Here is a 25539-nt window from a genome sequence, read left to right on the forward strand (position 1 = left end):
TGGTGACTATAGCGTTTTGGAACCACCTGACCCCATGCCGAACTCAGAAGTGAAACGAAACAGCGTCGATGATAGTGTGGGTTCGCCCATGTGAAAGTAGAACATCGCCAAGCTCCTAATTAAGTAAAAAGCCCGCTCAATGAGCGGGCTTTTTGCGTTTGAGTGTTTAATGAATTTACAGCGCTTTAATTCAGCAATAAAGCTGGGTTCCATCGGTCTTCCATGACCTCACCTCATTACACTGCGACACTTCGTGTCGGTTGTAATTCGTCTAATTAAGTAAAGTCGATAAAAGTTCTCTATCCGCGAAGCTAATGGTATTTGTGCATTAAAGTACATTAGAATCGTTTGATGAGCTATTTGTGGAAGGAATACAAGTATAACTATAAATAGAGCTTAGTTTGTGAAGCGTAGTAGACCTGTTTTCAGGTACTAGCTTATTAGAAATAAAGGGTTTTCTGTTTGATAGACTGTGCCTAATCAAGAGTAATTGGTTTATCTAAAAAATTAAGATTTCGTTAGGTTTGGGAGCTGTATTATTCTCTTTCTATTACTTCACACTTTTTGTTCAAGCAAAGCGTTTGAGGTGCTGGATTATGTTCACAGCTAGAAAATGCTTTGTTTTTTTGATTATAAGCTTGTTCAAAGGATGTAATTTCAGTTGCCAAGAATTCAATGTCTTCTTGTTTGCTCGTCTTAATTGAATAGATATCAAAGCGACTTGGGCCACCGCATGCGCGTTCGCCATAAGAAATTACACGGCATTGATAGCTTGCATCACATGATTTATCTTCAATAGCTTTCTGAAGTTTAGTTTCTGCATCAGTAATGGTAATAATTTTACTCTCTGTGTTGAAGTCATTTGATTGACATCCAAAGAGCAAGATGCTTAAGGTTAGCGTCGGTGAGATTTTAATAAATTTCATAGATAAGTGTTTATACGAGTTATCTTTTATTTACTCATACTAGCACAAACAAACTATTTATATCATACAAACACTTATCACATGAATTATATCGTAGTTGTTAGATGATGCCTGTCATTGATGATTTATATCGTCTTGAAAGGCTAAGTTGATGGCCATTGCGCAAGGTAACCTGATAATCGCCACTGTCGGTGGGTTTGAGTTCGGCAATACACTTTTTCCTGACGATTACACTACGATGAATGCGTATAAACCCTAAATCAGCTAGTTTGGTTTCCATAGCAGATAGTGTTTCTCTGTGAAGTGTTGGGCGCTCTTCATTCACTAAATATAGTTCGACATAGTTACCAGCGCCGCCAACCCAGACGATGTCGTTGCAATCGATCAACTTAATTCTTCCAGAATCTTTTACTATAAGTGTTTGATCAGTCGAGTTTAATTGATTAATTAAGCTTTGAATATTCTCAAAAGGGAGTTGCTTGTTGTTATTGAGTCGTGACGAAAGCTTTTTAATGCACTTACTAAATCGATTCCTATCGCATGGGAATAAAAGATAGTCAGCAAAATCATGTTCGAATGCGTAAATTGCCTCAGCTTCTGATTCTCCAAGATAAACGATCTGTGTATAGTCAGGGCATTCTTGAGCTAATGTTTCTAACGCGTCTAAATCAGGCAGCAAGTTGTGATTAATAAAAAGAACGTCAGCTTGCATTGTGTTTACAATGCTGATTGCTTCAGACCAGTCAAACGCCAAAGCAATTGCTTCAAAGTTTTCGTGCTCCTTTAACAATGTTTTTAGTGCAGACTTATTGCTTTCTTTTTCGTCTGCAATAACGAGACTAAACTTTCTCATTACGCAAGTTCCTTCTAACTATAAGGTCTGTGCATTTTGTCATTGATTTGTCTATGGTGTTAGTCTTTTTGGGTAACAAGGAGTAACAAAATGTTAGTGGTTATTAAGTAGGTAACCCTTGCGATGTAAAGTATTTGTGAAACTATTTTTATTTTTGTAACTAAAACGACATTCTAATCCGCTTAAATTGATTTTAGCGCCGCTTGTGTATTCGGTGTGGTAACTAAATATACTTGTTATTATTTTGTAAACGATGTTAAAGTTAGGTTGAAACAATAAAGCAACAATATAATAACATGAGATTTCCCGGGAGAATCTAATATGGCTCAATTTAAGAAGTCAGTCTTAAAAGTAGCGGTATCAACAGCGCTACTGTCAGGCGTTACTTTTTCAGCTAATGCAGCTGAAGAGGCAGCGGAAAACCAAGTCGAACGCATTGAAGTTACTGGTTCACGTATTAAGCGAACTGATATGGAAGGTGCGAACCCAGTCACGACTATAGATGCAGCAGCAATTAGCAAAATGAGTGTTAACAACGTTGGCGACTTACTGCAAAATTTAACCTCATCTGCAGGCGCAGCGGTCAATACTCAGACCAATAATGGCGGTGATTCTAGTACGCGTTTCTCATTGCGAGGTATAGGTGATGAAAGAACACTAGTGTTAATCAATGGTCGTCGTGTGGTTGCTGGCGGTAATGGCGCAAATGCTTCCGTTGACCTTAATACTATTCCAACTTCGGTAGTTAAGCGTGTAGAAGTTTTGAAAGATGGTGCTTCTGCTACTTACGGTTCTGATGCGATCGCGGGTGTGGTGAATATTATCACGCGAAATGATTATGAAGGGTTTGAACTAAAACTGAACGCGGGTCAAAGTGGCGAAGGTGATGCTGAAGCTAAAGGGGTTGATTTAACATTTGGTACAGCGAGTGATCGCGGAAATGTTGTTGTGTCATTAGGTTATAACGACCAAGGTGACGCCTTTCAGGGAGACAGAAGTTTTTCAGAGTATGAACTTCGTGCCTATGCTGATGGTAGCACTGAGCGAGGCGGTTCATCTGCGCCACCTTGGAGCAATATGGATGGTTACGATGGTGGCAATGTAACACAAGGGCCTGAGTTTGGTGATTGGCGCCCTTATGATGGGGCGACAGATTCATATAACTATAACCCAGTGAATTATCTACAAACTCCAAGTAAACGTAAATATGTGAATGTGTTTGCAAACTACTTGCTAGGTGAGTTTGGTGTTTTAGGTGAAGTAAACTCATTTGCGGAGATGAGTTATGTACAAACGGTCGGTAAACGCTTAATTGCACCTGAGCCATTAGCACCACTTATTTTCTTCGGTACTGCAGCACCGTATTCGCCAGACAACTATTACAACGTAAAATATGGTCCGAAAGATCCAGACGGTAATTCATTCCAGATAGATGATTGGCGTCGCCGTATGCTAGAAACGGGCGGTCGTAAAAATGAACGAGATTACAAGACATTTAGAACTGTAGTAGGTTTTAATGGTGTATTTGAAAATGGCTGGGATTGGGAGATCTCGTATAATTTCGGTCAAAGTGACGCAACAGAGCGTGCTGAAGGCTATTTCAACCTAGCTCGAGTAGGTGATGCTGCAGGTCCAACAGGTTGGTTAGATGCAAACGGGTCACTTATTACCGATGCTGACGGTAACGCAATTGTAGATGCTGCGAATGGCGCTCAGCTTGTATGTTTGAATGCTGAAGGTGCTGTAATTGATGGGTGTGTTCCACTTAACATATTTGGCCAACCTGGTACTGATACTGCAATTACACCTGAAATGTTACAGTATATTTCGGGAGACTATAACACAACAGAGTTAGGTCAAAACCGCCAAGAGACTCTTTCTGCTATTGTTTCTGGTGACTTATTTGATTTACCAGCGGGCCCTGTAGGGTTTGCAGCGGGATATGAATACCGCAAAGAATCAGGCTATTACAAACCTGACTCGCTAATCCTTCAAGGTACAACTACCGCTGGTAACGCAGTAAGTACGGTAGGTGGATATGATGTACAAGAAGTGTTTGGTGAAGTAATTGTTCCAATTCTAGATGAAGCAACATTTGCTCATATGCTCGAGTTAAGTGCTGCGTTCCGTTATTCTGATTACAGCTCGTTTGGTGATAACACATCAGGTAAAATCGGATTGAAATGGATGCCAACAGATGCACTACTTCTGCGCTCAACGGTGTCAACTGCGTTCCGTGCACCAACAATTGATGACTTAGTAGGCGGTGCAGCTATTGGGTTTCCTGAGGCTGTAGATGAATGTGATGCTAGCGCCTATCGTGACTCTGAGGGTAAGTTAGATGAAGATAGATATAACGAAGTAAAGAACTCGCCTAATTGGGCTAATTGTTTATCTACTGGTGTTCCAGCTGACGGTTATAACTCCGATGGTGTTGAACAAATCCCTTCAAACACAGGTGGAGCATCAAACTGGGGAGGAACAATTGAATTAGAGCCAGAGGAAGCTGATGTTTTAACTGTAGGTATGGTGTACACACCTGACTTTATTGAAAACCTTTCTTTCAGTGTCGATTACTGGGAAATTCAACTTGATAATGCGCTATCTACAGTAGGTACTCAAAGTGCTTTATCAGGGTGTTTTAAGCAAGGCGAATACTGTGACCGTATTACCCGATTTGGTCCAGACAGTGCTGCATATGGCGGTATTATTACGGTTGATGATTATGCGGTAAACGTAGGTGGTATCGATACTGCAGGTATTGACTTTGATATTCGCTATACTTTTGATTCAAACTTTGGCGAGTGGCGCCTGTCACTAGATGGTACTTACTTACTAGAATACGATAAGCACTTAGCATCTGAAACAATTGATCATGTTGGCCGTTTTGAAGTAGACCACGATGGTCACTTTGCAGAATTAAAAACTAACTTTACAGTAGGTTGGTCAAAAGATGATTGGGATGCAACACTTACTACCCGTTACATTGATGGCGTTACTGAAACAGAAAAAGGTTGGTGGACTGCTGAAGATGGATTTGACCGTAATGTTGAATCAAATGTAGTCGTTGATTTACAGGGTAGTTATTTAGTGACAGATCACTTAACAGTTACTGCTGGTATTGATAACTTATTTGATGAAGAACCGCCATTCGTATTCTCGGCATTCGGTGCAAATACTGACGTCGCAACTTACGATATTATTGGCCGTTATATGTACTTACGTGCTGTTGTTAGCTTTTAACGGACTATAACCCTGGTAGGGGTGTTTAATCACCCCTTTTTTATTTAAGGACAATAAAATGTATAAATCTCTAATAATTTTGAGTGTTTCACTGTTATTCATAGTCGGTTGTGAATCGTCACAAGATATGTTTAAGCGAGATCAAGTTGCTAGTGTACAGAAAAAACAAGCTGATAACGACGTTAATGGAGTGAGATGTGAAATAATGTCTCGCACAGGTAGCAATCGAAAAACTAAAGTGTGTCGTACAATTGAGCAAATTAAGCGTGATGAAGAAGTTGCGCAAAATACACTTAAGCGGTTGAACAAACCAGAGATTACGCGTGGGCAGTAAATGCTAAAGAGCTTCATTCAGCAAGAGCAGCCCCAACTTTTTCTATATACAGAACACTAGAAAGTAAATATTTGTATCTTTTTGTTTCCGGCTTATGGCTTTATAACTAACCTTGAGCCGTTTACCACTTACTTCATTCCTTTAAAGTAATATAAATAGCAATAGTCTTCCAATGTAATTAGGTTGCAATTTGCGTTTGACTAAGTCGCGCAATTTTTCCAGGGAGATTATAATAATGAATACATTTAAAAAGTCAGCGCTAAAAATAGCAATGACATCCGCGTTGTTAACAGGGGTTAACTTAAATGCAAATGCAGCTGAAGAACGTTCAGCTGAAGACGTAGAGCGTATTGAAATTACAGGTTCACGTATTAAACGTTCAGACCTTGAAACAGCCACACCAGTCACAGTAATTTCAGCAGAATCTATTAAAGAACAAGGTTTTGATAGTGTAGCTGACGTTTTACGAAATACATCATTTAACACGTTAGGTTCTTACCGCGAACAATCGGGTAGCAGTTTTGGCGGTGCCGCGCTAGTTAACCTTAGAGGTTTAGGTGAAGATCGTACTGCTGTACTAATAAATGGTCGCCGTGTGCCGGGCAATGCTTTCACTGGCAGTTCGGCGGTTGATATCAACACAATCCCAATGTCTGCGGTTGAAAGTATTCAAATTCTTACAGATAGTGCATCTGCTGTTTATGGTGCGGATGCGATTGGTGGTGTTATTAACATCATTATGAAGAAAAACTTCGATGGCACAGTTGTTGAATACAACAGTGATATTCCTAGTCAAGACGGTGGTGATAGAGAATCTTTCAAGATCACTACAGGTACTTCAAGTGATGTTTCAAGCGTTCTTTTCTCGTTTGAGTATTCGAAGAAAGATCATATCGCAGATAAAGATCGTGACTATACAGGTTTTGTGCAAACTGGCACTGGTATCCCGCGTGATGGTATCGATATTACCGGTGCAAATGCTGGGGGTAATACCGGCTTTGATTTAGACTTTACAGAAGGTTTCGCTGTAGGCCCGTGTAATGATGATACCTCGTTACTAGTTCGCGACCCTTTCGGTTACGCTGGTGAAGGTTGTGGCTATATCTTTAGTGAAGTGTCGTATAACACAATGGATGTTGAGCGCTTTTCTACGTTTGTTGATGCTAGAAGAGAGCTTGGTGATGACCATCAGATCTATTTTGAGAGTCGAATTTCTAAAGTTGAGTCATATGGTCGTTTTGCACCAGCCATTGGTGGTTTCTCTGTTTCGGCAGACGCACCTATTAATCCAGTAGGTGAAAACTTTATTCTTTATCACCGATTTAAAGGCCACGGAACTCGAAACGATAGCATTGATGCGACTGAAATTGATGCAGTACTTGGCTTTAATGGTGTTATAGGCTCAACTGATATTGAATATGATGTTAGTTTCCGTAAATACCGATACGATGCGAATAGCCGAGGCGAAAATTACATTCTAAAATCTAACATAGAAGCGTTAGTGGCTAGTGGGGCATATAATTACTTAGACCCATATTCTGAAGATTCTGAGCATAAAGCTGCTATTGCAAATAGTAACGCTACGCTATCTCGTGACCTAGGCAATGAAACATCTTCATTCCAAGTTGTGTTGAATGGTTCAACGGATATTGAACTTGGATTAGGTGGCGACGGGCTTCAATGGTCTGCTGGTGCAGAATATGTAAGTGAAGATTATAAAGATATTTATGATGCATATCGCGAAGCACGCAATGTATTAGGTTCATCAGGTAACAGCGCGGCTGGTGAGCGTAAACGTTCCGCAGTATTTGGCGAACTTTATGTACCGATTATTGAAGGTTTAGATATTAATATGGCGGTGCGTTATGATGACTATGATGATTTTGGCTCAGAAGTCTCACCATCAATTTCAGCATCTTATGTTGCGACTGACTGGCTTAAATTACGAGCTTCATATGGTCAAGGTTTTAAAGCACCAAATCTAACGGATTTATATGCGCAACCACAACAGAGTTTTGATGGTATCGTTGATACGACTCGTTGTCGTGCACAAGGTATCGCAGATAAAGATTGCCCAGCAGGTCAGCAAGAGACATATTCAGCGGGCAACCCAGACTTGAAAGCTGAAACTTCAGAATCATATAACTTTGGTATCATTTTAGAACCGGTAGATAACTTCTTAATTACAGCTGATTACTATAGTGTTGAGCTTGAAGATGTTGTTACTCAAATTGAATTTAAAGATGTATTTGAGCTTGAGCAAGCGAACAATCTTCCTGCAGGTGTAATTGTTAATCGTGCTCCTTCGCAAAATGGTATACCAGGAGCGATAACGCGATGCGCAGTTAAAAAATACCCAGATTGTGGCCTAATTAATCCTGTTGCTAACCTTGCATCACGAACTGTTGAAGGTGTTGATTTAAAGATCCAGTATTTGCATGAAACCAGCTTTGGTGATTTTAGACCTGAACTACAATGGTCTCATATTGCAACTTATGAAGAAGAAATCTTAGGTGTATTATTTGATCAACCAGGTACACAAGGTTATCCAGCAAATCGTGCTAATTTCAATTTCTTATATGAAATTGGCGACTTACGCGTGAATTATATGTACCAGTGGATTGCTGAAACAGACTCGGACACAGGCGGTAAGTTTGAAGCGTGGGATACTCATTCAATTAATGCTATTTATTCTGCGATGGATGGGTTAGACCTTGCTTTTGGTGTACGTAACTTAACAGACGAAGATCCGGCAATTGATACTGTAGGTGGTTGGGTGCAGGACTCTGCAGCAACTTCACGAGATTTATATTCACTTGATGGACGAGTATTTACACTCGGCGTTAAATATTCATTTTAATTAGTAGTTTAGTAACTCAAAGCCAGCGACATTGTCGTTGGCTTTTTTATGTCTTAAATTAAGGGATTAATTTACTATTTCAAGTATTGCTGGTGTGAATCTTTAAATATTAATCAACAGAAAGTTAATACGTGTTTCTTTATATTTCAGGTTTATAGTTTTTGAATTCAACTCTCGCCGCTTATCCTCAAATTGGATCCTCTTGAATAATACAAATGGAAATACCTGCTTAATGTAATTAGGTTGAGGTCTGCGTTTAACTAGTTTAGCGCAATATTATTCCAGGGAGATAAAATAAATGAAAAAATTTAACAAGTCAGTGTTAAAGGTAGCTATTACCTCGGCACTACTATCGTCTATCAACTTTTCAGTAAATGCAGCAGAAGAAAACGCATCATCAGAAGAAGTAGAGCGAATTGAAGTAACAGGTTCACGTATACAAAGAACAGACATGGAATCGGCACTTCCTGTTACAACCCTTACATCAGCAGATATTGCAGCAACAGGCTTAACTGATTTATCAGCAGTTATTGCGCAAATGCCGTATAACACACAAGGTAGCTTTGTAAGTGCGGGCGGTAGTTCGGCACAAAACCACTCAAGTTCAGGTATGCGTGGTTTAGGCTCGGCCAGAACACTAACACTTATCAATGGTCGTCGCATCGCACCTTCTGCAACATTCGGTGGTACAAGTACGAACCTGAACTTTGTGCCAATTGAAGCTGTTGAACGTATCGATATTCTACGCGATGGCGCATCGGCTATTTATGGTTCAGATGCAATTGGTGGCGTAATTAATATTGTTCTTAAAAAAGACTTTGAAGGGTTATTAGTTAAAGGTTCATTTGCAAACCCAACACGTGGTCAACGTGATGAAGCAGGCGTTTCACTTACATTCGGTTCGCAAGGTGAGCGAGCTCGCTCAACAGTTGTTATGGAGCATAAGCAGTGGGAAGGTTTAGCTGGTGGTGGCAGTGGCCGACCTCAATTAGAAGCTGATTGGGAAACTGGTTACAACCGTTCAACTATTTATTCTCCATATGGTACGTATCGCCCTGTGGATGACGAAGGTAATGCTATTGGTGCGCGTATGCCAGGTCCAGATTGTCCTGCAGATATGATTGTGGATCGTGGTGAAGACGATAAGCGATGCGGCTTCAATTACCTAGATGGGAAAGATTTTTTACCTGACCGTAAGAAAGATTCAATCTTTGGTCATTTAGGTTACGACATTACTGATAACCTAGTCTGGGATTCACAAGTAATGGTACTTTTTGACAGCTCTGAAACAGCATCAACCAGTATTAATACAGGCTTTGGTAATGATCCATTTTATATGGAAGCAGACAATCCGAACAACCCTACTTTCGGTACTGCAAACCCGCAGCGTATAGAATACTGGACTCGTATGGTTGGTGCTGCTGATCGTGAAACTACGTTTGATAGTAACGTGTTAGACTTCTCAACGTCACTAACTTACAACACTGATATGGGGTCACTTAAGGTTGATCTACAACACAGTACGCAAAAAGTTAATATCAAAACTGAGCACTACGTTTTTGAAGATAAATTTAGAGAAGCTGTAAATGAAGGTCTTTGGAATCCGTTTGCTCTTGGTGGTAATGCTTCAGCAGATGATATGGCTAGTTTCCAGCATACATTCACGCGTGAAGCAGAAACTGTATCAAAAGCGGCATTGATTAGTTGGGCATCTGATACAAATCTTGAGCTTGGCGGCGGCACACTTGCTTACTCTGTGGGTGCTGAATATCGTGATGATACATATGTAGATAAAATGGATCGACAGACTGCAAATGGGGATGTATTGGGTGCGTTTGGTGGTGATAGTGCAGGTGAGCGAAGCTATAAAGCGGCATTTGCTGAAGTAGACCTACCTGTGTTGGAAAGCTTAACCCTTAAACTTGCAACACGTTACGACCAATATAGCGTGCCAGATAAAGGTAAATTATCATCAGCGATAAACGCGCGTTATCAAGCGCTTGATAACCTAGTTCTTCGCGCGTCTTATGGTCAAGGCTTCCGAGCGCCAAGCTTAGATGATTTACTTGGTGACGAAGCGTTAAGCTTCAACCGCGTAATTGATACCACTCGCTGTCAAGCTCTTCCGCCACCTGATCGTGAAGATGCAGACGTGTGTGAGCCTCAACAGATTGAACGTCGTAGCGCTGGTAATGAGGGGCTAAATCCTGAAGAATCTGATCAGTACTCAATAGGTTTAGTTTGGGATATTTTTGATGGTACATCAATGACAGTGGATTACTACAACATTGAAATCAATGAGCAGGTACAGTTTCTTAGCGCACAATCAGTTGTTGATTTAGAAGCGGCTGGTTTACTTGATAATTTTGATCCTAACCGTATTAATATTACACGTGATGCTGATGGTACTTTAACAAATGTTAACACTAGCTCGATTAACATGGCGGGTATTACTACAAGTGGTATTGATTTAAGTGTAAAAAGTCGATTTGACTTAGGTGACTTTGGTGAACTTCGCTACAGCTTTGAAGGTTCATATACCCTAGAGTATGAAACACAAGATACACCAACTGCTCCTCGTTTTGATGAAGTTGGTTATCAAGATACTCCTGAGTACCGTTTCAACACTGGTTTCGGTTATAGCATAGGTGATTTTGACGCAAATCTTACATATCGTTATACAGCAGCATTTAAAGGTGAATCACCTGAAGATGAATTAGCAAATATCGAGCGTCAAGACTTCTCAAGCTGGAACACTATTGACCTATCTGCATCATACACTACGGATCAGTATGGCAAGCTTACAGTAGGTGCTCGTAACTTAACTGATAACATTGCTGACTTAAATGATGAGCTACGTGATGGTTTCAATGATTCATTCCATGACATCATTGGCCGTGTTGTATATGCAAACTACTCTATTGCGTTCTAATAGAAATTAGCATAGCGAAAAATAGGAGCCTTAGGCTCCTATTTTTTTGTTTTAGTTTATGAGTAATTAGGGTTTCCAGATATTATCTCAAGCTAAAGTTCTTGATAGAAAAATGTAAGAGCAATTTGTCTTGTGGCTATTCGTTACAAATGAGTAATCTTATCATCGATGATAGATAAGAATTTCATGTCAAATTGTAATAGTTTCGCCGTTTATCACCAAATATGTTCGTATTATCACTTTAGTCTAGAGAATAGGGCGCTCAGTCAGTAGTCTAAGCTCATCGCATTGATATTTAACATTGCGATTTTCTTTGGACCAAATGGGGGATTTATCCACCCCCCATTTTATTTTCCCCACAAAGAGACTTGAGTGTTAAGATTCTAGACTTCAGAATATCTGCTAAATCCTAAATCCTAAATCCTAAATCCTAAATCCTAAATCCTAAATCCTAAATCCTAAATCCTAAATCCTAAATCCTAAATCCTAAACTCTGCCCAAAAAAATTGTTGCATTTATCATCAACATCACTATAATACGCAAACTTTCAAAATTGTGAGTTCGCTTGCAAACTTTGAAAGTTAAATATAGAGGCTTGGATTTCAAGCCCATGAACAGGAACTCCGATTTGGAGTTCAAAGGTAAGATATAAGAAGATTGTCGCTTTCCAATTTTTGGATGAGTTGACGGTTTTTTTATGCTCTTTTTAAAATGCTCTTTTTATTGAGGTTTAATTGAATGTCTAATCAACGCATTCGTATTCGCCTAAAAGCTTTTGACCATCGTTTGATTGACCAATCAACTTTGGAAATCGTGGAAACTGCTAAGCGCACTGGTGCACAGGTTCGTGGTCCAATCCCACTTCCTACACGCAAAGAGCGTTTCACTGTACTTGTTTCTCCGCACGTTAACAAAGACGCGCGTGATCAGTACGAAATCCGCACCCACAAACGTCTGATCGACATCGTAGAGCCAACTGACAAGACTGTAGACGCACTAATGCGTTTAGACCTTGCTGCTGGTGTTGATGTTCAAATCAGCCTGGGTTAATCGGAAGATTAGAGAGGTTTTAGGAAAATGGCATTAGGTCTAATCGGTCGTAAAGTGGGCATGACTCGTATCTTCACTGAAGATGGCGTTTCAATCCCAGTAACCGTTATCGAAGCGACGCCAAACCGTGTAACTCAGGTTAAATCTGAAGCTACTGACGGTTATAACGCGCTTCAAGTGACTGCAGGCGAGAAGAAAGCTAGCCGTGTAAACAAACCAGAAGCGGGTCACTTCGCTAAAGCTGGTGTTGAGGCTGGTCGTGGTCTGTGGGAATTCCGTCTATCTGGCGACGAAGGTGACTTCGAAGTTGGTAACGAAATTACTGTTGAAGTATTCAACGACGTTAAGAAAGTTGACGTAACTGGTACTTCTAAAGGTAAAGGCTTCCAAGGTGGTGTTAAGCGCTGGAACTTCAGCATGCAAGACGCTACTCACGGTAACTCATTATCTCACCGTGCTCCGGGTTCAATTGGTCAAAACCAATCACCTGGTAAAGTATTTAAAGGTAAGAAAATGGCCGGTCACATGGGTGCTGAGCGTGTAACGACTCAAAACCTAGAAGTTGTTCGTGTTGACGCAGAACGTGGTCTATTACTTGTTAAAGGTGCAGTACCTGGCGCAGTAAATGGCGACGTAATCGTTAAACCAGCTGTTAAAGCTTAAGTCCTGGAGATTTAGTGATGGAATTAACGTTAAAAGACGCATCAGGCGCTCTTGAGGTTTCCGAAGCTACTTTTGGTCGTGAGTTTAACGAAGCATTAGTACACCAAGTAGTTGTTGCTTACGCAGCAGGTGCTCGTCAAGGTACTAAAGCTCAGAAGACACGTTCTGAAGTAAGTGGTGGCGGTAAGAAACCATTTCGTCAAAAAGGTACTGGCCGTGCACGTGCTGGTACAATCCGCAGCCCAATCTGGCGCAGCGGTGGTGTGAGCTTTGCAGCTAAGCCGCAAGATCACAGCCAAAAAGTTAACCGTAAGATGTATCGCGGTGCGATTCAAAGCATCCTATCTGAACTAGTTCGTCAAGAGCGTTTAGTAGTTGTTGAAAACTTTGGTCTAGAAGCACCAAAGACTAAAGAACTAGTAAGCAAGCTTAAAGAGCTAGAGCTTAAAGATGTTCTAATCGTAACTGAAGAAGTTGATGAGAACCTATTCTTATCTGCACGTAACCTATATAAAGTAGACGTACGTGACGTTGCGGGCATTGACCCAGTAAGCTTAATTGCTTTCGATAAGGTTCTTATTACAGCTGCAGCTGTTAAGCAACTTGAGGAGGCATTAGCATGATCTCTGAAGAACGTTTATTAAAAGTTCTACGTGCTCCGCACATCTCTGAGAAAAGTACTATCAATGCTGAAACTAGCAACACTATTGTGTTCAAAGTAGCTAAAGATGCAACTAAAGCTGAAATTAAAGCAGCTGTAGAAAAACTTTTCGAAGTTGAAGTAACGGGTGTTCGTTCGCTTGTTGTTAAGGGTAAGAAAAAGCGCACTGGTATGCGTTTCGGTCAGCGTTCTGATTGGAAAAAAGCTTACGTTACTCTTAAAGAAGGCAGCGAATTAGACTTTGTCGGCGGCGCCGAGTAATTTAAGGAGTTAGAATTATGGCACTTCAAAAGTGTAAACCAACTTCTGCGGGTCGTCGTCACGTCGTTAAAGTGGTTAACCCTGATCTACACAAGGGTAAGCCATACGCTCCGCTACTAGAGAAAAACTCTAAATCAGGTGGTCGTAACAACAACGGTCGTATCACGGTTCGTCACATTGGTGGTGGTCATAAGCACCATTACCGTGTAATCGATTTCAAACGCACTAAAGACGGTATTCCGGCTAAAGTTGAGCGTTTAGAATACGATCCAAACCGTAGCGCAAACATCGCTCTTGTATTATATGCAGACGGTGAGCGTCGTTACATCATCGCACCTAAGGGCCTTAAAGCTGGTGATTCAATCCAATCTGGTGTTGATGCACCAATCAAGGTTGGTAACACATTGCCAATGCGTAACATGCCTGTAGGTTCTACTGTTCACAACGTTGAGCTTAAGCCTGGTAAAGGTGCTCAAATCGCTCGTTCAGCGGGTGCATACGTTCAGATCCTTGCTCGTGAAGGTCAGTACGTAACACTTCGTCTACGTTCAGGCGAGATGCGTAAAGTTGAAGCGGATTGTCGCGCAACTTTAGGTGAAGTAGGTAACGCAGAACACATGCTTCGTTCACTAGGTAAAGCTGGTGCTAACCGTTGGCGTGGTGTTCGTCCTACAGTTCGTGGTGTTGCCATGAACCCAGTAGACCACCCACACGGTGGTGGTGAAGGTCGTACTTCTGGTGGTCGTCATCCTGTGTCTCCATGGGGTAAGCCTACCAAAGGTGCTAAGACACGTAAGAACAAGCGTACTGATAAATTTATCGTACGTCGTCGTACTAAGTAATAGTTGAGGAATTGCCATGCCACGTTCTCTCAAGAAGGGTCCTTTTATTGACCTACACTTGCTGAAGAAGGTAGAGAAGGCGTTGGAAAGCGGTGACAAGAAGCCTATAAAGACTTGGAGCCGTCGTTCAATGATCATCCCTAATATGATCGGATTGACCATCGCTGTCCATAATGGTCGTCAGCACGTCCCTGTATTTGTTTCGGACGAAATGATCGGTCACAAACTAGGTGAATTTGCACCTACACGTACTTATCGCGGCCACGCTGCTGATAAGAAAGCTAAAAAGCGTTAATAGGGGAATATGATGGAAGCATTAGCTAAACACAAATTCGCCTCTGGTTCAGCGCAAAAAGCACGTTTAGTTGCAGATCAAGTCCGTGGACTACCTGTTGATCGCGCGCTAGAAATACTGGCGTACAGCCCGAAATCAGCGGCTGTTTTAGTTAAGAAAGTACTAGAGTCTGCTATTGCGAATGCAGAGCATAACGAAGGTGCTGACATTGATGAGCTTAAAGTGGCGAAAGTTTTTGTAGACGAAGGTCCTACAATGAAACGTATTCGTCCACGTGCTAAAGGTCGTGCGGATCGCATCCTTAAGCGTACTAGCCACATCACTGTTGTGGTTTCAGATAACTAGGAGATTAACTAATGGGACAAAAAGTACACCCTACTGGTATTCGCCTAGGTATCTCAAAACCTTGGGTATCTACTTGGTACGCGAATACAAAAGACTACTCTGAGACGCTATTTGGCGATCACAAAGTTCGTACTTTCCTTACAAAGGAATTAAAAGCGGCTTCTGTGTCTAAAATCGTTATCGAACGTCCAGCGAAATCAATCCGTGTAACAATCCACACAGCTCGTCCTGGTGTTGTTATCGGTAAAAAAGGCGAAGACGTTGAGAAGCTACGTCAAGCAGTGACTAAACTTGCAGGTGTTCCGGCTCAGATCAATATTTCTGAAGTTCGTAAGCCAGAGTTAGACGCACAGCTTGTAGCTGACAGCATCTCTTCACAGCTTGAGCGCCGTGTAATGTTCCGTCGTGCTATGAAGCGCGCGGTACAAAACGCAATGCGTCTAGGCGCTAAAGGTATTAAGGTTGAAGTTAGCGGTCGTTTAGGCGGCGCTGAAATCGCACGTTCTGAGTGGTACCGTGAAGGTCGTGTACCTCTACACACTCTACGTGCTGATATCGATTACGCAACTTCAGAAGCTTTAACTACTTACGGCATCATCGGTGTTAAAGTTTGGATCTTCAAAGGCGAAGTTATCGGTGGTCTTCCACTGAAACAAGAAGCTGAGAAGCCAGCTAAGCGTGCACCGAAAAAAGCTCGTAAAGCTAAGTAAGGGGTAGCGATCAATGTTACAGCCAAAACGTACAAAATTCCGTAAAATGCACAAAGGCCGCAACCGCGGTTTAGCGCAAAACGGTAACAAAGTTAGCTTCGGCTCATTCGGCCTTAAAGCGACTGGCCGTGGCCGTATGACTGCTCGTCAAATCGAAGCAGCTCGTCGTGCTATGACTCGTCACATCAAGCGTCAAGGTAAAATCTGGATCCGTGTGTTCCCAGATAAGCCAATTACAAACAAACCGCTTGAAGTTCGTATGGGTAAAGGTAAAGGTAGCGTAGAATACTGGGTTGCTGAAATTCAGCCTGGTAAAGTACTTTACGAAATGGAAGGTGTTTCTGAAGAGCTTGCTCGTGAAGCATTTGACCTTGCAGCTCGTAAACTACCATTCAAGACAACATTCGTAACTCGGACGGTAATGTAATGAAAGCTAGCGAATTAAAAGACAAGAGCGTAGAAGAGCTAAACACTGAACTTCTAGAGCTTCTTCGTGAGCAGTTTAACCTGCGCATGCAAGCGAGCACTGGTCAGCTAGCTCAGTCTCATTTACTACGTAAAGTACGTCGCGATATCGCGCGTGTTAAAACGGTTATCAACCAGAAGGCAGGTGCATAATGAGCGATAAAATCCGTACTCTACAAGGTCGCGTAGTTAGTGACAAGATGGACAAGTCTATCGTTGTTGCTATTGAACGTCAGGTGAAGCACCCAATCTACGGTAAATTCATCAAGCGTACTACTAAGCTACACGCACACGATGAGAACAACACTGCTAAAGTAGGCAACACAGTTACTATTCGTGAATGTGCTCCTATTTCTAAGAACAAATCTTGGACTTTAGTAGACGTTATTGCTTAATTTTTATTAATTAAGTAAACGCTAAAAACCCCGGCCTAGGTCGGGGTTTTTTACGTTTGGAATAAAGCAAATTAAGCTGTAAGTGAAGCCGCCAATCTACGGTAAATTTATTTAGTGCACTACTAAGCTACACGCATGATAAGAAGACATCTCCTAAAGGTGGCACCACAGTTACTAATCGTCAATGTTTAGTATTAACTGGCTCTTTGGGTAAGTTTGTGACAATAACAACTGGTAGCTGCTAACTTACGATTTCTTACATTGTTTAGATTTTATTCACTGAACTTTAACCCCTTGCAAGACTCCTAACATATTCATAATAATTATAAATTTTTAAAAGGTGTTGCTGTGCGTTCTAAGCAAATGGCATTGCTGACCTCTATTACCGTACACTTTGTTCTAGGCTACTTACTGGTAACTCAAACATTCAAACAGCCAAGTTCAACACAGGCAGCGTCTCTTAAAACGTATATCATACCTGTCGCGCAGCAGCGCAAAATACTAGCTGAAATGGTGAAACCTAAAGACGAGCAAAAGCCTGAAGCTAAACAACAAAACGTCCCTGAAAAAATTATAAAAAAAGTAGTTGTTGGGCAGGAAAATAAAACCCTAACAGTTGCTGAATTACCAGTCCCAAAAAGCACTGAAAAACCGTTGGAAATCGCACCTAAAACTCAGAAAAAGTCGAATGAAACCAAGACTAAAGTGATAAAGTTTAATCGTTATAAGAGCCTTGAGAGTGTAATAGAAAAAGAACAGCAAGCTTATTTTAAATCGCAACAATTCAATAACCAGATAAGCCAACCTAAAGTCAAAATTAAGCCGTCGCAAAAATATCAAGACCTAGTAAATAGGCAAGCTGAAGTTGTTACTGGAAGTGTAACCTCATCCCGTAAGACAATAAAATATAAAGGTAAGTGTTATCTTGTTGATAGTAGTTCAGAAATGGGTAGTATGGACATGCCATCATCATCTGGCTTTCCATGCCCGGGTGAAAAATCAGATAATGAAATATTGCTGAAAAATTCGTTGGATAAGTATTTAAAGAAAAAATAAGGGATACGCGTGAAAAATTGTGTATGTATTTTCTTGCTGCTAATAAGTGCTGGTTGTTCAACTGGTTTGAAGCAGCGTGACATAAGAGAATGTAGAGAAAATGCATTTCAAAACCAAACACAGCCTATGGCAGTAATAGAAGCCGAGTATAAAGAGTGTTTAAACGAGAAAAGAGAAATGCAGGTGGCAGAGCTGCAAATGGCGCTAATTGAAAATGTATTTGAGATCATACTAGACGTCTTTGGTGTAAAAGAGCCTGATTAGCTTTAGCGACAACCTTATTTAACTTTCAAGATTGATGTAAATACCTACTAAACTTAGTACCAATTCAATTAATCACTCACCATTTTGCTGACTAAATATATTATTCATTGCGCTACATTTATCTATGTAGGATGAGTGTCAATTGCGAGCTAAATGTTTATTTAGCGTTATATCTGATCACATGCACAATAAAATTGGTGTATCGTCATTTATGTACCTCAAGGGAAAATTTAATTCTATCTGCGTGAACCTTTGCTCGAGCGCTCACGTCTTGATAATCAAACAATCTACTTTGGAAGTGTAAATGTATCAAGCGCAGGAAGAGTTACTGGTCTTAGCGGCTCAATCAGGGAACACTAAAGCGTTCACCTATCTGTGTCGTCACTACCAAAAAGCCGTAACTCGCTTTGCGTATAAACTATCGAGCGACCCGCAAATAGTTCATGATGCGGTGCAAAATGCATGGTTAAAAATCGCTAATAATCTTCACAAATTAAATGACCCTAGAGCATTTAAAAGTTGGTTGTTCAAAGCAGTCCGCTGGAGCGTATATGACTTAATGCGCGCAGCAAAGCGAGATAAAGAGACTATCGCAAACGATATAGATGTGCTTGATATTGTCGCGTTAACTAAACCTGAAAGCTTAGATCTCGGGTCCTTGATAGAGCGACTTCCAGATATAGATAAGCAGGTTATACATTTGTTCTATTTGGAAGAAATGCAATTGATACAAATAGCCGAGGTATTAGAAGTACCGCTAGGTACTGTTAAATAGAGGCTATATCGTGCCAGAAAAGCGTTACAAAAGAGTGTAGAGGATAAGCAAGATGAATATTGATGAAAGAATTGTTAAACAACTCGATGCAGATTCAGCTGAAATCGACCGCATTTTGGCGGAACAAAATAATGGGCTAGGTGCATTGCTAAATGCGGGTTTAAAAGGCGCGATGCGACCCTGGTTTATATTAGTAAATGTTTTAGTACTAATAAATTTTCTCGGGCTCGCTTACCTTGTCTATCAATTTTTTACGCAAGCTGCCGATGCACAATTGTTTTGGGGAATACTCGCAATTTTCAGTTTTCAATTTCATATTGCAGCTAAAAGTTGGCTTTATAACGAAATGAATCGAAGTAGTTTAATGCGTGAAATAAAGCGCCTTGAAGTTGCGGTTAATGACTTAAAAGTTGCAACCAGTAAGTCGGAGTAATTGATGGAGAAGCTAAAGACCGTTGTTTTAATATTACTGCAAGCGCTGCTATTTATTCTTCAGTTTTTACAGTCATAACAGATATGCATATAAAACAAAAAGCCAGCTAAACGCTGGTTTTTTAAAATTAAAACTTTTCTATATGCGCTCAATATTTTACGCTTTTTTTACGCGCTAGCTCGGTTACTCTTTGATACAGTTAGCTTATTCTTAAGTTGATAACGAAAACTTATGGTTAACAGCTATTTTAGTGACTGCAAGTACCTTGCACTTGTGGTCTGTTGTATCGCAATTTTAATTTCTTTTTTGTTAGGTCAGTGGCTGCACTCAACCACTGTTGTTTTACTGATTTTGCAGCTTTCAATCGTTTTTGTGGCGTTAAATTACTCATCTAGGATGGTGTATAGCGCGGCCATTTTTGAGGCGATTGCGTTTAATTTTTTACACACCGCACCACGTTATTCGCTACAGATGTTTCATATTGCCGATGTGATTAATTTAGCGGTATTTATTGCGGTCGCTTTTTGTACTTCGGAACTTGCAAAGCGTTATCGCACGCAACAGTCAAATCTCAAGCAAGTGCAGCTGCGCAATCAGATATTACTCTCGGTTTCACATGATTTACGTACGCCACTGGCTGGTATTATTGGTAATTTAAGTACTTTAAAGCGCTATTATAGCCAATTAACTCAGCAGCAAGTTACTGAATTGCTTGATAGCGCCACAGTCGAAAGCCACCGTTTACATCATTACATTGAAAACTTATTGCATGCGACAAAGTTGCAACATGGCGAAATACAAATGGTAAAACATGTTGAATCGGTGGTGGATGTACTGACAAATGCTATGGAGCGTTTAGGTGATAGGCGGAGCAAGGTGCATGTTACCGTAAAAATAGGGCAAACCAGCACGTTAATGAGTACAGCATTGCTAGAGCAAGCGATCTTTAACGTACTTGATAATGCAGTCATCTACTCATTCGATAGACAGCCGGTTGAGGTTAGTGTTTATCGTACGCATCACCATTTAGCGATTGATGTATTTAATCAATGCGACGGGTTTAAACCAGAAATGGCAAACCAAGTCTTCAATTTGTTTTATTCAGAAAAGAAATTAAAAAATGCTGATTCAGGTATCGGTTTAGGGCTGTGTGTTGCAAAAGGAATTGTTGAAGCGCATCAAGGTAGTATGCATTGCCAAGCCGTAAATGGAGGGTGTTTGATATCGCTCACTTTACCTTGTTATGAACAGGGAGAAAATGAATGAAGCGCAAAGTATTAGTAGTAGATGATACGGAGCAGATCCATACCTTTATTCGCATATCTTTGGTAACAGAAGGGTTTGACTATATCGGTGCCTATACAATTTCATCTGCGATGACGCAATTTTTGGCAGAGCAGCCCGACATCGTGGTATTAGATCTAGGGTTACCCGATGGTGATGGTTTGACGCTACTACAGCATATAAGACAAACCAGTAAAGTACCGATATTGATTTTAACGGCGCGCGACCAAGAAGAAGAAAAAGTACGCTTGCTTGAAGCCGGGGCGAATGACTACTTAAGCAAACCATTCGGTGTTAAAGAGTTAATGGTGCGGCTTAAAGTATTGCTGAGGGATTTGGTTGGCTTATCTCAGCCATCGGATAGCTTACAGTATGAACAGTCACGTTTGTCGACTAGCACGCGAGAATGTTGGTTGGGAGAGCGTAAAATCAGTCTCACGAAAAAGGAATTTTCATTTATGGTAATGATGCTTGAACGCAAAGGCGAACTTGTTCATCAAACCGAGTTGTTAACACGTCTGTGGGGCGAAACCCACGCTCACGACACTCACTATTTACGTATTTTGGTACGTCAATTACGTAAAAAATTTAATGATAACGCGAATCAGCCGAGCGTAATTAAAACCGAGACGGGTGTTGGTTATCGCTTAGTCAACGCTCAGGGTAAAACCTGAAGCATCCAATATAGCAACGCATTAACCCAGTGCTAAACATGTTTTAGCAACAAACCCAAGAACTTAATAAATAGCTGTCATCCACCGTATGACGGACGGGTTTCTGCTGGCAAAAATTAAGTGAATTGGTATTACATATTTAATCTGAAAGGTGGGGCTATTTGCCCACTTTTGATGGGGTGATTATGCGTATATCGCGCAATAGTCAGCCAAATTTTATGCTCTAACTATAAAATAGGATTTTTATGGCGCACTACACAGTGATAGGACTTGGCCGCTTTGGTATTGCCGCAAGTCTTGAATTAATCTCACTTGGCCACACCGTTACCGGTGTTGATCGAGATATAAAATTAGTTGAAAAATATGCAGGCCAGTTAACTCAGGCAATTATGTGTGATTCAAAAGATGAGGCAGCGCTTAATGAGTTGAACTTATTAAGCAGTGATACCGTACTTGTGGCGGTTGGTGAAGATATGCAGTCCAGCCTGTTATGCACTTTAGCGCTGAAAAATTTGGGCGTTGAGCAAATATGGGTTAAAGCCAGCACCAAAGCCCACCATACCATAGTGTCAAAATTAGGGGGGCAAAGAATTATCCACCCCGAAGAGGAGATGGGGGTAAGGGTCGCACAAATGCTAAATTACCCAATGGTTAATAATTATCTTCCCCTTGGTGATGGAATATATGTGGTAGAGATCCATATTAAAGCAACATTCAACGGCATTACCTTAGAAAGCTTATTAAGCAACGTAAAAAATAGTGCGCATGCGATTTTAATAAAGCGCGCGAAGGATGTGATATCACATATCTCATTAGATTTTGTTGTAAAAGAGAACGATACTTTACTGCTTTTCGGTACGCGTGCTGAATTAAAGAGCTTGGCATCAAGGTTGGCATAATATGATCGCTTCGTATGCTACTTCAGATCATCTTGCTCACGCAGTGAAAAAACGCAAAAAGCTTTTTGGTGCACCGCCTTTTATTCTGAGTGCCGCATTTCTTGCGCTAATTCTATTAGGTACTGTGTTGCTTAAATTACCAATTTCTGTGCACGAGCCGATTAGTTGGATAGAAAGCCTATTTACCGCAACCTCAGCGGTTACGGTCACAGGATTAGTGGTGGTTGATACAGGTTCTCGCTTTACCTTATTTGGGCAAGTTGTAATTGCATTGCTGATTCAATGTGGTGGGCTCGGGTTAATGACTTTTGCCATCGTTACCTTACTGGCGCTAGGTGGAAAAATAGGCTTTTTTGAGCGCACGGTTGCAAAAGAAGCGTTTAACCAAACCGACTCATCAACGCTTATTACTACGGCCAAATCTGTGCTGATCTTTGCGTTAACCGTTGAATTTATCGGCATGTTGATTTTAACCTTATATTGGCGTGCAGAGCTCGGTTGGGCCGACAGCTTATTTCATAGTTTTTTTTATACTATTAGCGCATTCAACAATGCTGGTTTTGCCTTGAGCAGTAATAGCTTAGAGTCGTATGTTGACGATCCCGTTATTAACTTCACTATCACCGGGCTGTTTATTATCGGCGGTTTAGGGTTTTCGGTATGGATGGATATAAAACGCAATCGTCGTTGGAAACGCCTTACCGTATATAGCCGCTTAATGATTATTGGTACCGTGCTAATCAACGCGGTGGCGATTATTGCTATTTACTGCATCGAATATAACAATCCTAATACACTCGTGCCATTAAGTGAGTCTGGTAAATGGCTTGCCGCTTGGTTTCAAGCGGTAACAACTAGAACGGCAGGTTTCAATACCTTACCAATTAATCAGCTTGAAGACGCAAGCACCATGTTGATGTTGGTCCTAATGTTTATTGGGGGAGGGTCATTAAGTACCGCTAGCGGCATCAAGGTGGTGACATTTATGGTGCTTATTTTAGCGACTTATTCATATCTAAGACGTGATAATCAAATCTATGTTTTTAACCGAGAGATCTCGCGTGAAACAATTAGGAAGGCGCTGGCGTTAGCTATGGTGTCGATTATGATTACGTGGCTCGCAATATTTGTACTTTCACTTACCGAAAAGGCCGATATGTTAGATATTGTATTTGAAACTGTTTCAGCGTTAGGCACGGTTGGTTTGTCGCGGGGTTTAACCGGTGAACTTTCCACCTTTGGTGAGTTAATTATTATTTTTATGATGTATATGGGAAGGCTAGGGCCCTTAACATTAGCTTACTTTTTAGCAACGCCAAGGCAAAAGAAACTGCGTTATGCCGAAACTAAATTAGCCATTGGCTAAATAAAAAGCCAGCTAAATGCTGGCTTTTTTAATTAAGGAGAATGACTTAATTAAAGTTTCGGGCCTGCCGCTACAAGCGCCTTGCCGTTTTCTGTGTCAGTGAACTTGTCAAAGTTATCAACAAAACGCTTAGCTAGGTCTGTTGCTTTGTCAGTCCATACGCTTGCATCCTCGTAAGTGTTACGAGGATCAAGAATATCACCTTCTACACCTTCAAGTGACTTAGGTACTTCAAGGTTAAACAGTGGCACGATTTCAGTTTCAGCGTTATCGATAGAGCCGTCTAAGATAGCGTCAATGATTGCACGCGTTGCTTTAATTGAAATACGTTTGCCTGTGCCGTTCCAACCTGTGTTTACTAGGTAAGCTTCAGCGCCAGCAGCTTCCATACGCTTTTGTAGTACTTCAGCGTACTGCGTTGGGTGAAGTGATAAGAACGCAGCACCAAAACAGCTTGAGAAAGTAGGTGTAGGTTCAGTAATACCACGCTCAGTACCCGCTAGCTTCGCAGTGAAACCCGATAGGAAGTAGTACTGAGTTTGCTCAGGCGTTAATTTAGCAACTGGTGGTAGTACACCAAACGCGTCAGCAGTTAGGAAGATAACTTTCTTCGCGTGACCTGCTTTAGAAACTGGCTTAACAATGTTGTCAATGTGGTGAATTGGGTAAGAAACACGCGTGTTCTCAGTTGTTGAGTTATCGTCAAAATCAATTTTGCCGTTTTCATCAACTGATACGTTTTCTAATAATGCATCACGACGGATTGCATTGTAGATGTCTGGTTCATTTTCTTTGCTTAGGTTAATTGTTTTTGCGTAACAACCACCTTCAAAGTTAAATACGCCGTTGTCATCCCAACCGTGCTCGTCATCACCAATAAGCTCGCGCTTAGGATCGGTTGAAAGTGTTGTTTTACCAGTACCAGAAAGACCGAAGAAAATAGCAACGTCGCCATCTTTACCTACGTTAGCACTACAGTGCATTGACGCGATGCCTTTAAGTGGTAGGTAGTAGTTCATCATTGAGAACATACCTTTTTTCATTTCACCGCCGTACCAAGTACCACCAATTAATTGGATTTTTTCAGTTAGGTTAAATGCAACGAAGTTTTCAGAGTTAAGGCCCTGTTCTTGCCATTTGTCATTCGTGGTTTTCGCACCATTCATTACGATGAAGTCAGGCTCGTAATCTTTTAGCTCTTCTTCAGAAGGACGAATGAACATGTTTTTAACGAAATGTGCTTGCCATGCTACTTCAGTAACAAAACGTACTTTAAGGCGTGTGTCTTCGTTCGCACCACAGAATGTGTCAACTACGAAAAGACGCTTGCCTGAAAGCTGCTTAGTCACTAAACCTTTTAGGTGTGACCAAGTTTCAGGAGTCATTGGTTTGTTGTCGTTTTTACCTTGATCAGACCACCACACAGTGTCAGCTGAGGTTTCATCACGTACGATGTACTTATCTTTTGGTGAGCGACCGGTAAAGATACCAGTTTTCACGTTAACTGCGCCTAATTCAGTTTCGACACCTTTGTCATAACCTTCAAGGCCCGCTTTAGTTTCTTCCGCAAAAAGTAACTCGTAAGATGGATTGTGAACAATTTCTGAAACATCGTGAATGCCATATTGCGACAAATCAATCGAGTTTTCTAAAGCTGACATAGTTTAAACACTCCTAGGGGTTTTGAACGGGTAGTAAAATAAAATCGAATAAAATTCGAGCGTCAATTCTATCTTAATACTAGAGTAAAACCAAAGCTGAAACCCCCGATTTTTCTAGGATTTATGTATTTTTTTTCATGATACCGGTGTCATTTCAAAATACCCAATATGCATTAAAGTAATGACATCGCTGTCATTTTATTTTTGTACTTTTTATAGACTTTTTATGCAGGGAATTTGCGGCAAGTTAATTGCAATTCTGATGTTCTTAGGAACGGTTAAACGCTAAACT

General features: G+C 40.9%; 26 protein-coding genes and 1 rRNA gene. 24 read left to right on the plus strand and 3 right to left on the minus strand.

The window, feature by feature from the left end; genetic code table 11:
* Positions 1-113: ribosomal RNA gene (gene rrf / locus ACHSBP_RS07725) — 5S ribosomal RNA — on the plus strand; the annotation flags it as partial.
* 423 nt (positions 114-536) lie between these two features.
* Here rrf and ACHSBP_RS07730 read toward each other — a convergent pair.
* Both ACHSBP_RS07730 and ACHSBP_RS07735 read right to left on the minus strand, forming a co-directional pair.
* A complete protein-coding gene (locus tag ACHSBP_RS07730) occupies positions 537-926 on the minus strand; it encodes a hypothetical protein (RefSeq protein WP_395388482.1) in 390 nt (129 codons plus the stop codon).
* 100 nt (positions 927-1026) lie between these two features.
* Positions 1027-1779 carry a LytTR family DNA-binding domain-containing protein gene (locus ACHSBP_RS07735; protein WP_010561279.1) on the minus strand — a complete coding sequence of 251 codons (753 nt, stop codon included), beginning with the start codon at positions 1777-1779 and terminating at the stop codon, positions 1027-1029.
* A 321-nt stretch (positions 1780-2100) separates the two neighbouring features.
* Between ACHSBP_RS07735 and ACHSBP_RS07740 the strand changes: the two genes are divergently transcribed.
* The 23 genes from ACHSBP_RS07740 to ACHSBP_RS07850 all read left to right on the plus strand — a co-directional run bounded on the left by ACHSBP_RS07740 (position 2101) and on the right by ACHSBP_RS07850 (position 23586).
* Entirely contained in the window at positions 2101-5022 is a 2922-nt protein-coding gene (locus ACHSBP_RS07740; RefSeq protein ID WP_395388483.1) for a TonB-dependent receptor domain-containing protein, read from the plus strand.
* 58 nt (positions 5023-5080) lie between these two features.
* Positions 5081-5356, plus strand: a complete 276-nt coding sequence (locus ACHSBP_RS07745) for a hypothetical protein (protein WP_010561277.1) — start codon at positions 5081-5083, stop codon at positions 5354-5356.
* Positions 5357-5591: 235 nt separating this feature from the next.
* Positions 5592-8216, plus strand: a complete 2625-nt coding sequence (locus tag ACHSBP_RS07750; protein ID WP_010561276.1) for a TonB-dependent siderophore receptor — start codon at positions 5592-5594, stop codon at positions 8214-8216.
* A gap of 298 nt (positions 8217-8514) precedes the next feature.
* Positions 8515-11148: a TonB-dependent siderophore receptor gene (locus tag ACHSBP_RS07755; protein WP_010561275.1), complete on the plus strand. Its 2634-nt coding sequence runs from the start codon at positions 8515-8517 to the stop codon at positions 11146-11148.
* 738 nt (positions 11149-11886) lie between these two features.
* Positions 11887-12198 carry a 30S ribosomal protein S10 gene (gene rpsJ, locus ACHSBP_RS07760; protein WP_010561274.1) on the plus strand — a complete coding sequence of 104 codons (312 nt, stop codon included), beginning with the start codon at positions 11887-11889 and terminating at the stop codon, positions 12196-12198.
* A 27-nt stretch (positions 12199-12225) separates the two neighbouring features.
* Positions 12226-12861, plus strand: a complete 636-nt coding sequence (rplC, locus tag ACHSBP_RS07765; RefSeq protein ID WP_010561273.1) for a 50S ribosomal protein L3 — start codon at positions 12226-12228, stop codon at positions 12859-12861.
* Between the two features lie 17 nt (positions 12862-12878).
* On the plus strand, positions 12879-13484 hold the full coding sequence (gene rplD / locus ACHSBP_RS07770) for a 50S ribosomal protein L4 (RefSeq protein WP_010561272.1): 606 nt from the start codon (positions 12879-12881) through the stop codon (positions 13482-13484).
* A complete protein-coding gene (rplW, locus tag ACHSBP_RS07775; RefSeq protein ID WP_054979005.1) occupies positions 13481-13783 on the plus strand; it encodes a 50S ribosomal protein L23 in 303 nt (100 codons plus the stop codon). Before rplD ends, rplW begins: the two co-directional genes overlap by 4 nt.
* Before the next feature lie 17 nt (positions 13784-13800).
* Positions 13801-14625: a 50S ribosomal protein L2 gene (gene rplB / locus ACHSBP_RS07780; RefSeq protein WP_010561270.1), complete on the plus strand. Its 825-nt coding sequence runs from the start codon at positions 13801-13803 to the stop codon at positions 14623-14625.
* Between the two features lie 16 nt (positions 14626-14641).
* Positions 14642-14920, plus strand: a complete 279-nt coding sequence (gene rpsS / locus ACHSBP_RS07785) for a 30S ribosomal protein S19 (RefSeq protein ID WP_010561269.1) — start codon at positions 14642-14644, stop codon at positions 14918-14920.
* 12 nt (positions 14921-14932) lie between these two features.
* Positions 14933-15265: a 50S ribosomal protein L22 gene (rplV, locus tag ACHSBP_RS07790; protein WP_010561268.1), complete on the plus strand. Its 333-nt coding sequence runs from the start codon at positions 14933-14935 to the stop codon at positions 15263-15265.
* Positions 15266-15276: 11 nt separating this feature from the next.
* Complete coding sequence (gene rpsC, locus ACHSBP_RS07795; protein ID WP_010561267.1) at positions 15277-15975, plus strand: 30S ribosomal protein S3; 699 nt, start codon at positions 15277-15279, stop codon at positions 15973-15975.
* A gap of 13 nt (positions 15976-15988) precedes the next feature.
* Positions 15989-16402 (plus strand): 50S ribosomal protein L16, encoded by a 414-nt coding sequence (rplP, locus tag ACHSBP_RS07800; protein ID WP_010561266.1) that lies wholly within the window; start codon positions 15989-15991, stop codon positions 16400-16402.
* Positions 16402-16593 (plus strand): 50S ribosomal protein L29, encoded by a 192-nt coding sequence (gene rpmC, locus ACHSBP_RS07805; protein WP_010561265.1) that lies wholly within the window; start codon positions 16402-16404, stop codon positions 16591-16593. Before rplP ends, rpmC begins: the two co-directional genes overlap by 1 nt.
* A complete protein-coding gene (rpsQ, locus tag ACHSBP_RS07810; protein WP_010561264.1) occupies positions 16593-16835 on the plus strand; it encodes a 30S ribosomal protein S17 in 243 nt (80 codons plus the stop codon). The genes rpmC and rpsQ overlap by 1 nt, the downstream gene beginning before the upstream one ends.
* Positions 16836-17183: 348 nt before the next feature.
* Complete coding sequence (locus ACHSBP_RS07815) at positions 17184-17891, plus strand: hypothetical protein (protein WP_395388485.1); 708 nt, start codon at positions 17184-17186, stop codon at positions 17889-17891.
* Positions 17892-17900: 9 nt separating this feature from the next.
* Entirely contained in the window at positions 17901-18155 is a 255-nt protein-coding gene (locus tag ACHSBP_RS07820) for a hypothetical protein (RefSeq protein ID WP_395388486.1), read from the plus strand.
* Positions 18156-18459: 304 nt separating this feature from the next.
* The gene (locus ACHSBP_RS07825; protein ID WP_395388487.1) at positions 18460-18930 is read left to right on the plus strand and encodes an RNA polymerase sigma factor; all 471 of its coding nucleotides are present in this window, start codon (positions 18460-18462) and stop codon (positions 18928-18930) included.
* Between the two features lie 52 nt (positions 18931-18982).
* The gene (locus ACHSBP_RS07830; RefSeq protein ID WP_395388488.1) at positions 18983-19363 is read left to right on the plus strand and encodes a DUF6768 family protein; all 381 of its coding nucleotides are present in this window, start codon (positions 18983-18985) and stop codon (positions 19361-19363) included.
* Between the two features lie 231 nt (positions 19364-19594).
* Positions 19595-20629 carry a DUF4118 domain-containing protein gene (locus tag ACHSBP_RS07835; protein ID WP_395388489.1) on the plus strand — a complete coding sequence of 345 codons (1035 nt, stop codon included), beginning with the start codon at positions 19595-19597 and terminating at the stop codon, positions 20627-20629.
* Positions 20626-21321: a response regulator gene (locus ACHSBP_RS07840; RefSeq protein WP_395388490.1), complete on the plus strand. Its 696-nt coding sequence runs from the start codon at positions 20626-20628 to the stop codon at positions 21319-21321. The genes ACHSBP_RS07835 and ACHSBP_RS07840 overlap by 4 nt, the downstream gene beginning before the upstream one ends.
* A gap of 245 nt (positions 21322-21566) precedes the next feature.
* Positions 21567-22220 carry a potassium channel family protein gene (locus ACHSBP_RS07845; protein ID WP_395388491.1) on the plus strand — a complete coding sequence of 218 codons (654 nt, stop codon included), beginning with the start codon at positions 21567-21569 and terminating at the stop codon, positions 22218-22220.
* 1 nt (position 22221) lies between these two features.
* Positions 22222-23586: a TrkH family potassium uptake protein gene (locus tag ACHSBP_RS07850; RefSeq protein WP_010561256.1), complete on the plus strand. Its 1365-nt coding sequence runs from the start codon at positions 22222-22224 to the stop codon at positions 23584-23586.
* 50 nt (positions 23587-23636) lie between these two features.
* Here ACHSBP_RS07850 and pckA read toward each other — a convergent pair whose 3' ends face one another.
* The gene (pckA, locus tag ACHSBP_RS07855; protein ID WP_010561255.1) at positions 23637-25247 is read right to left on the minus strand and encodes a phosphoenolpyruvate carboxykinase (ATP); all 1611 of its coding nucleotides are present in this window, start codon (positions 25245-25247) and stop codon (positions 23637-23639) included.
* Between the last annotated feature and the right edge of the window lie 292 nt (positions 25248-25539).

Source organism: Pseudoalteromonas sp. XMcav1-K, from assembly GCF_044005875.1.
In the GTDB taxonomy this organism is placed as follows: Bacteria; Pseudomonadota; Gammaproteobacteria; order Enterobacterales; family Alteromonadaceae; genus Pseudoalteromonas; species Pseudoalteromonas spongiae.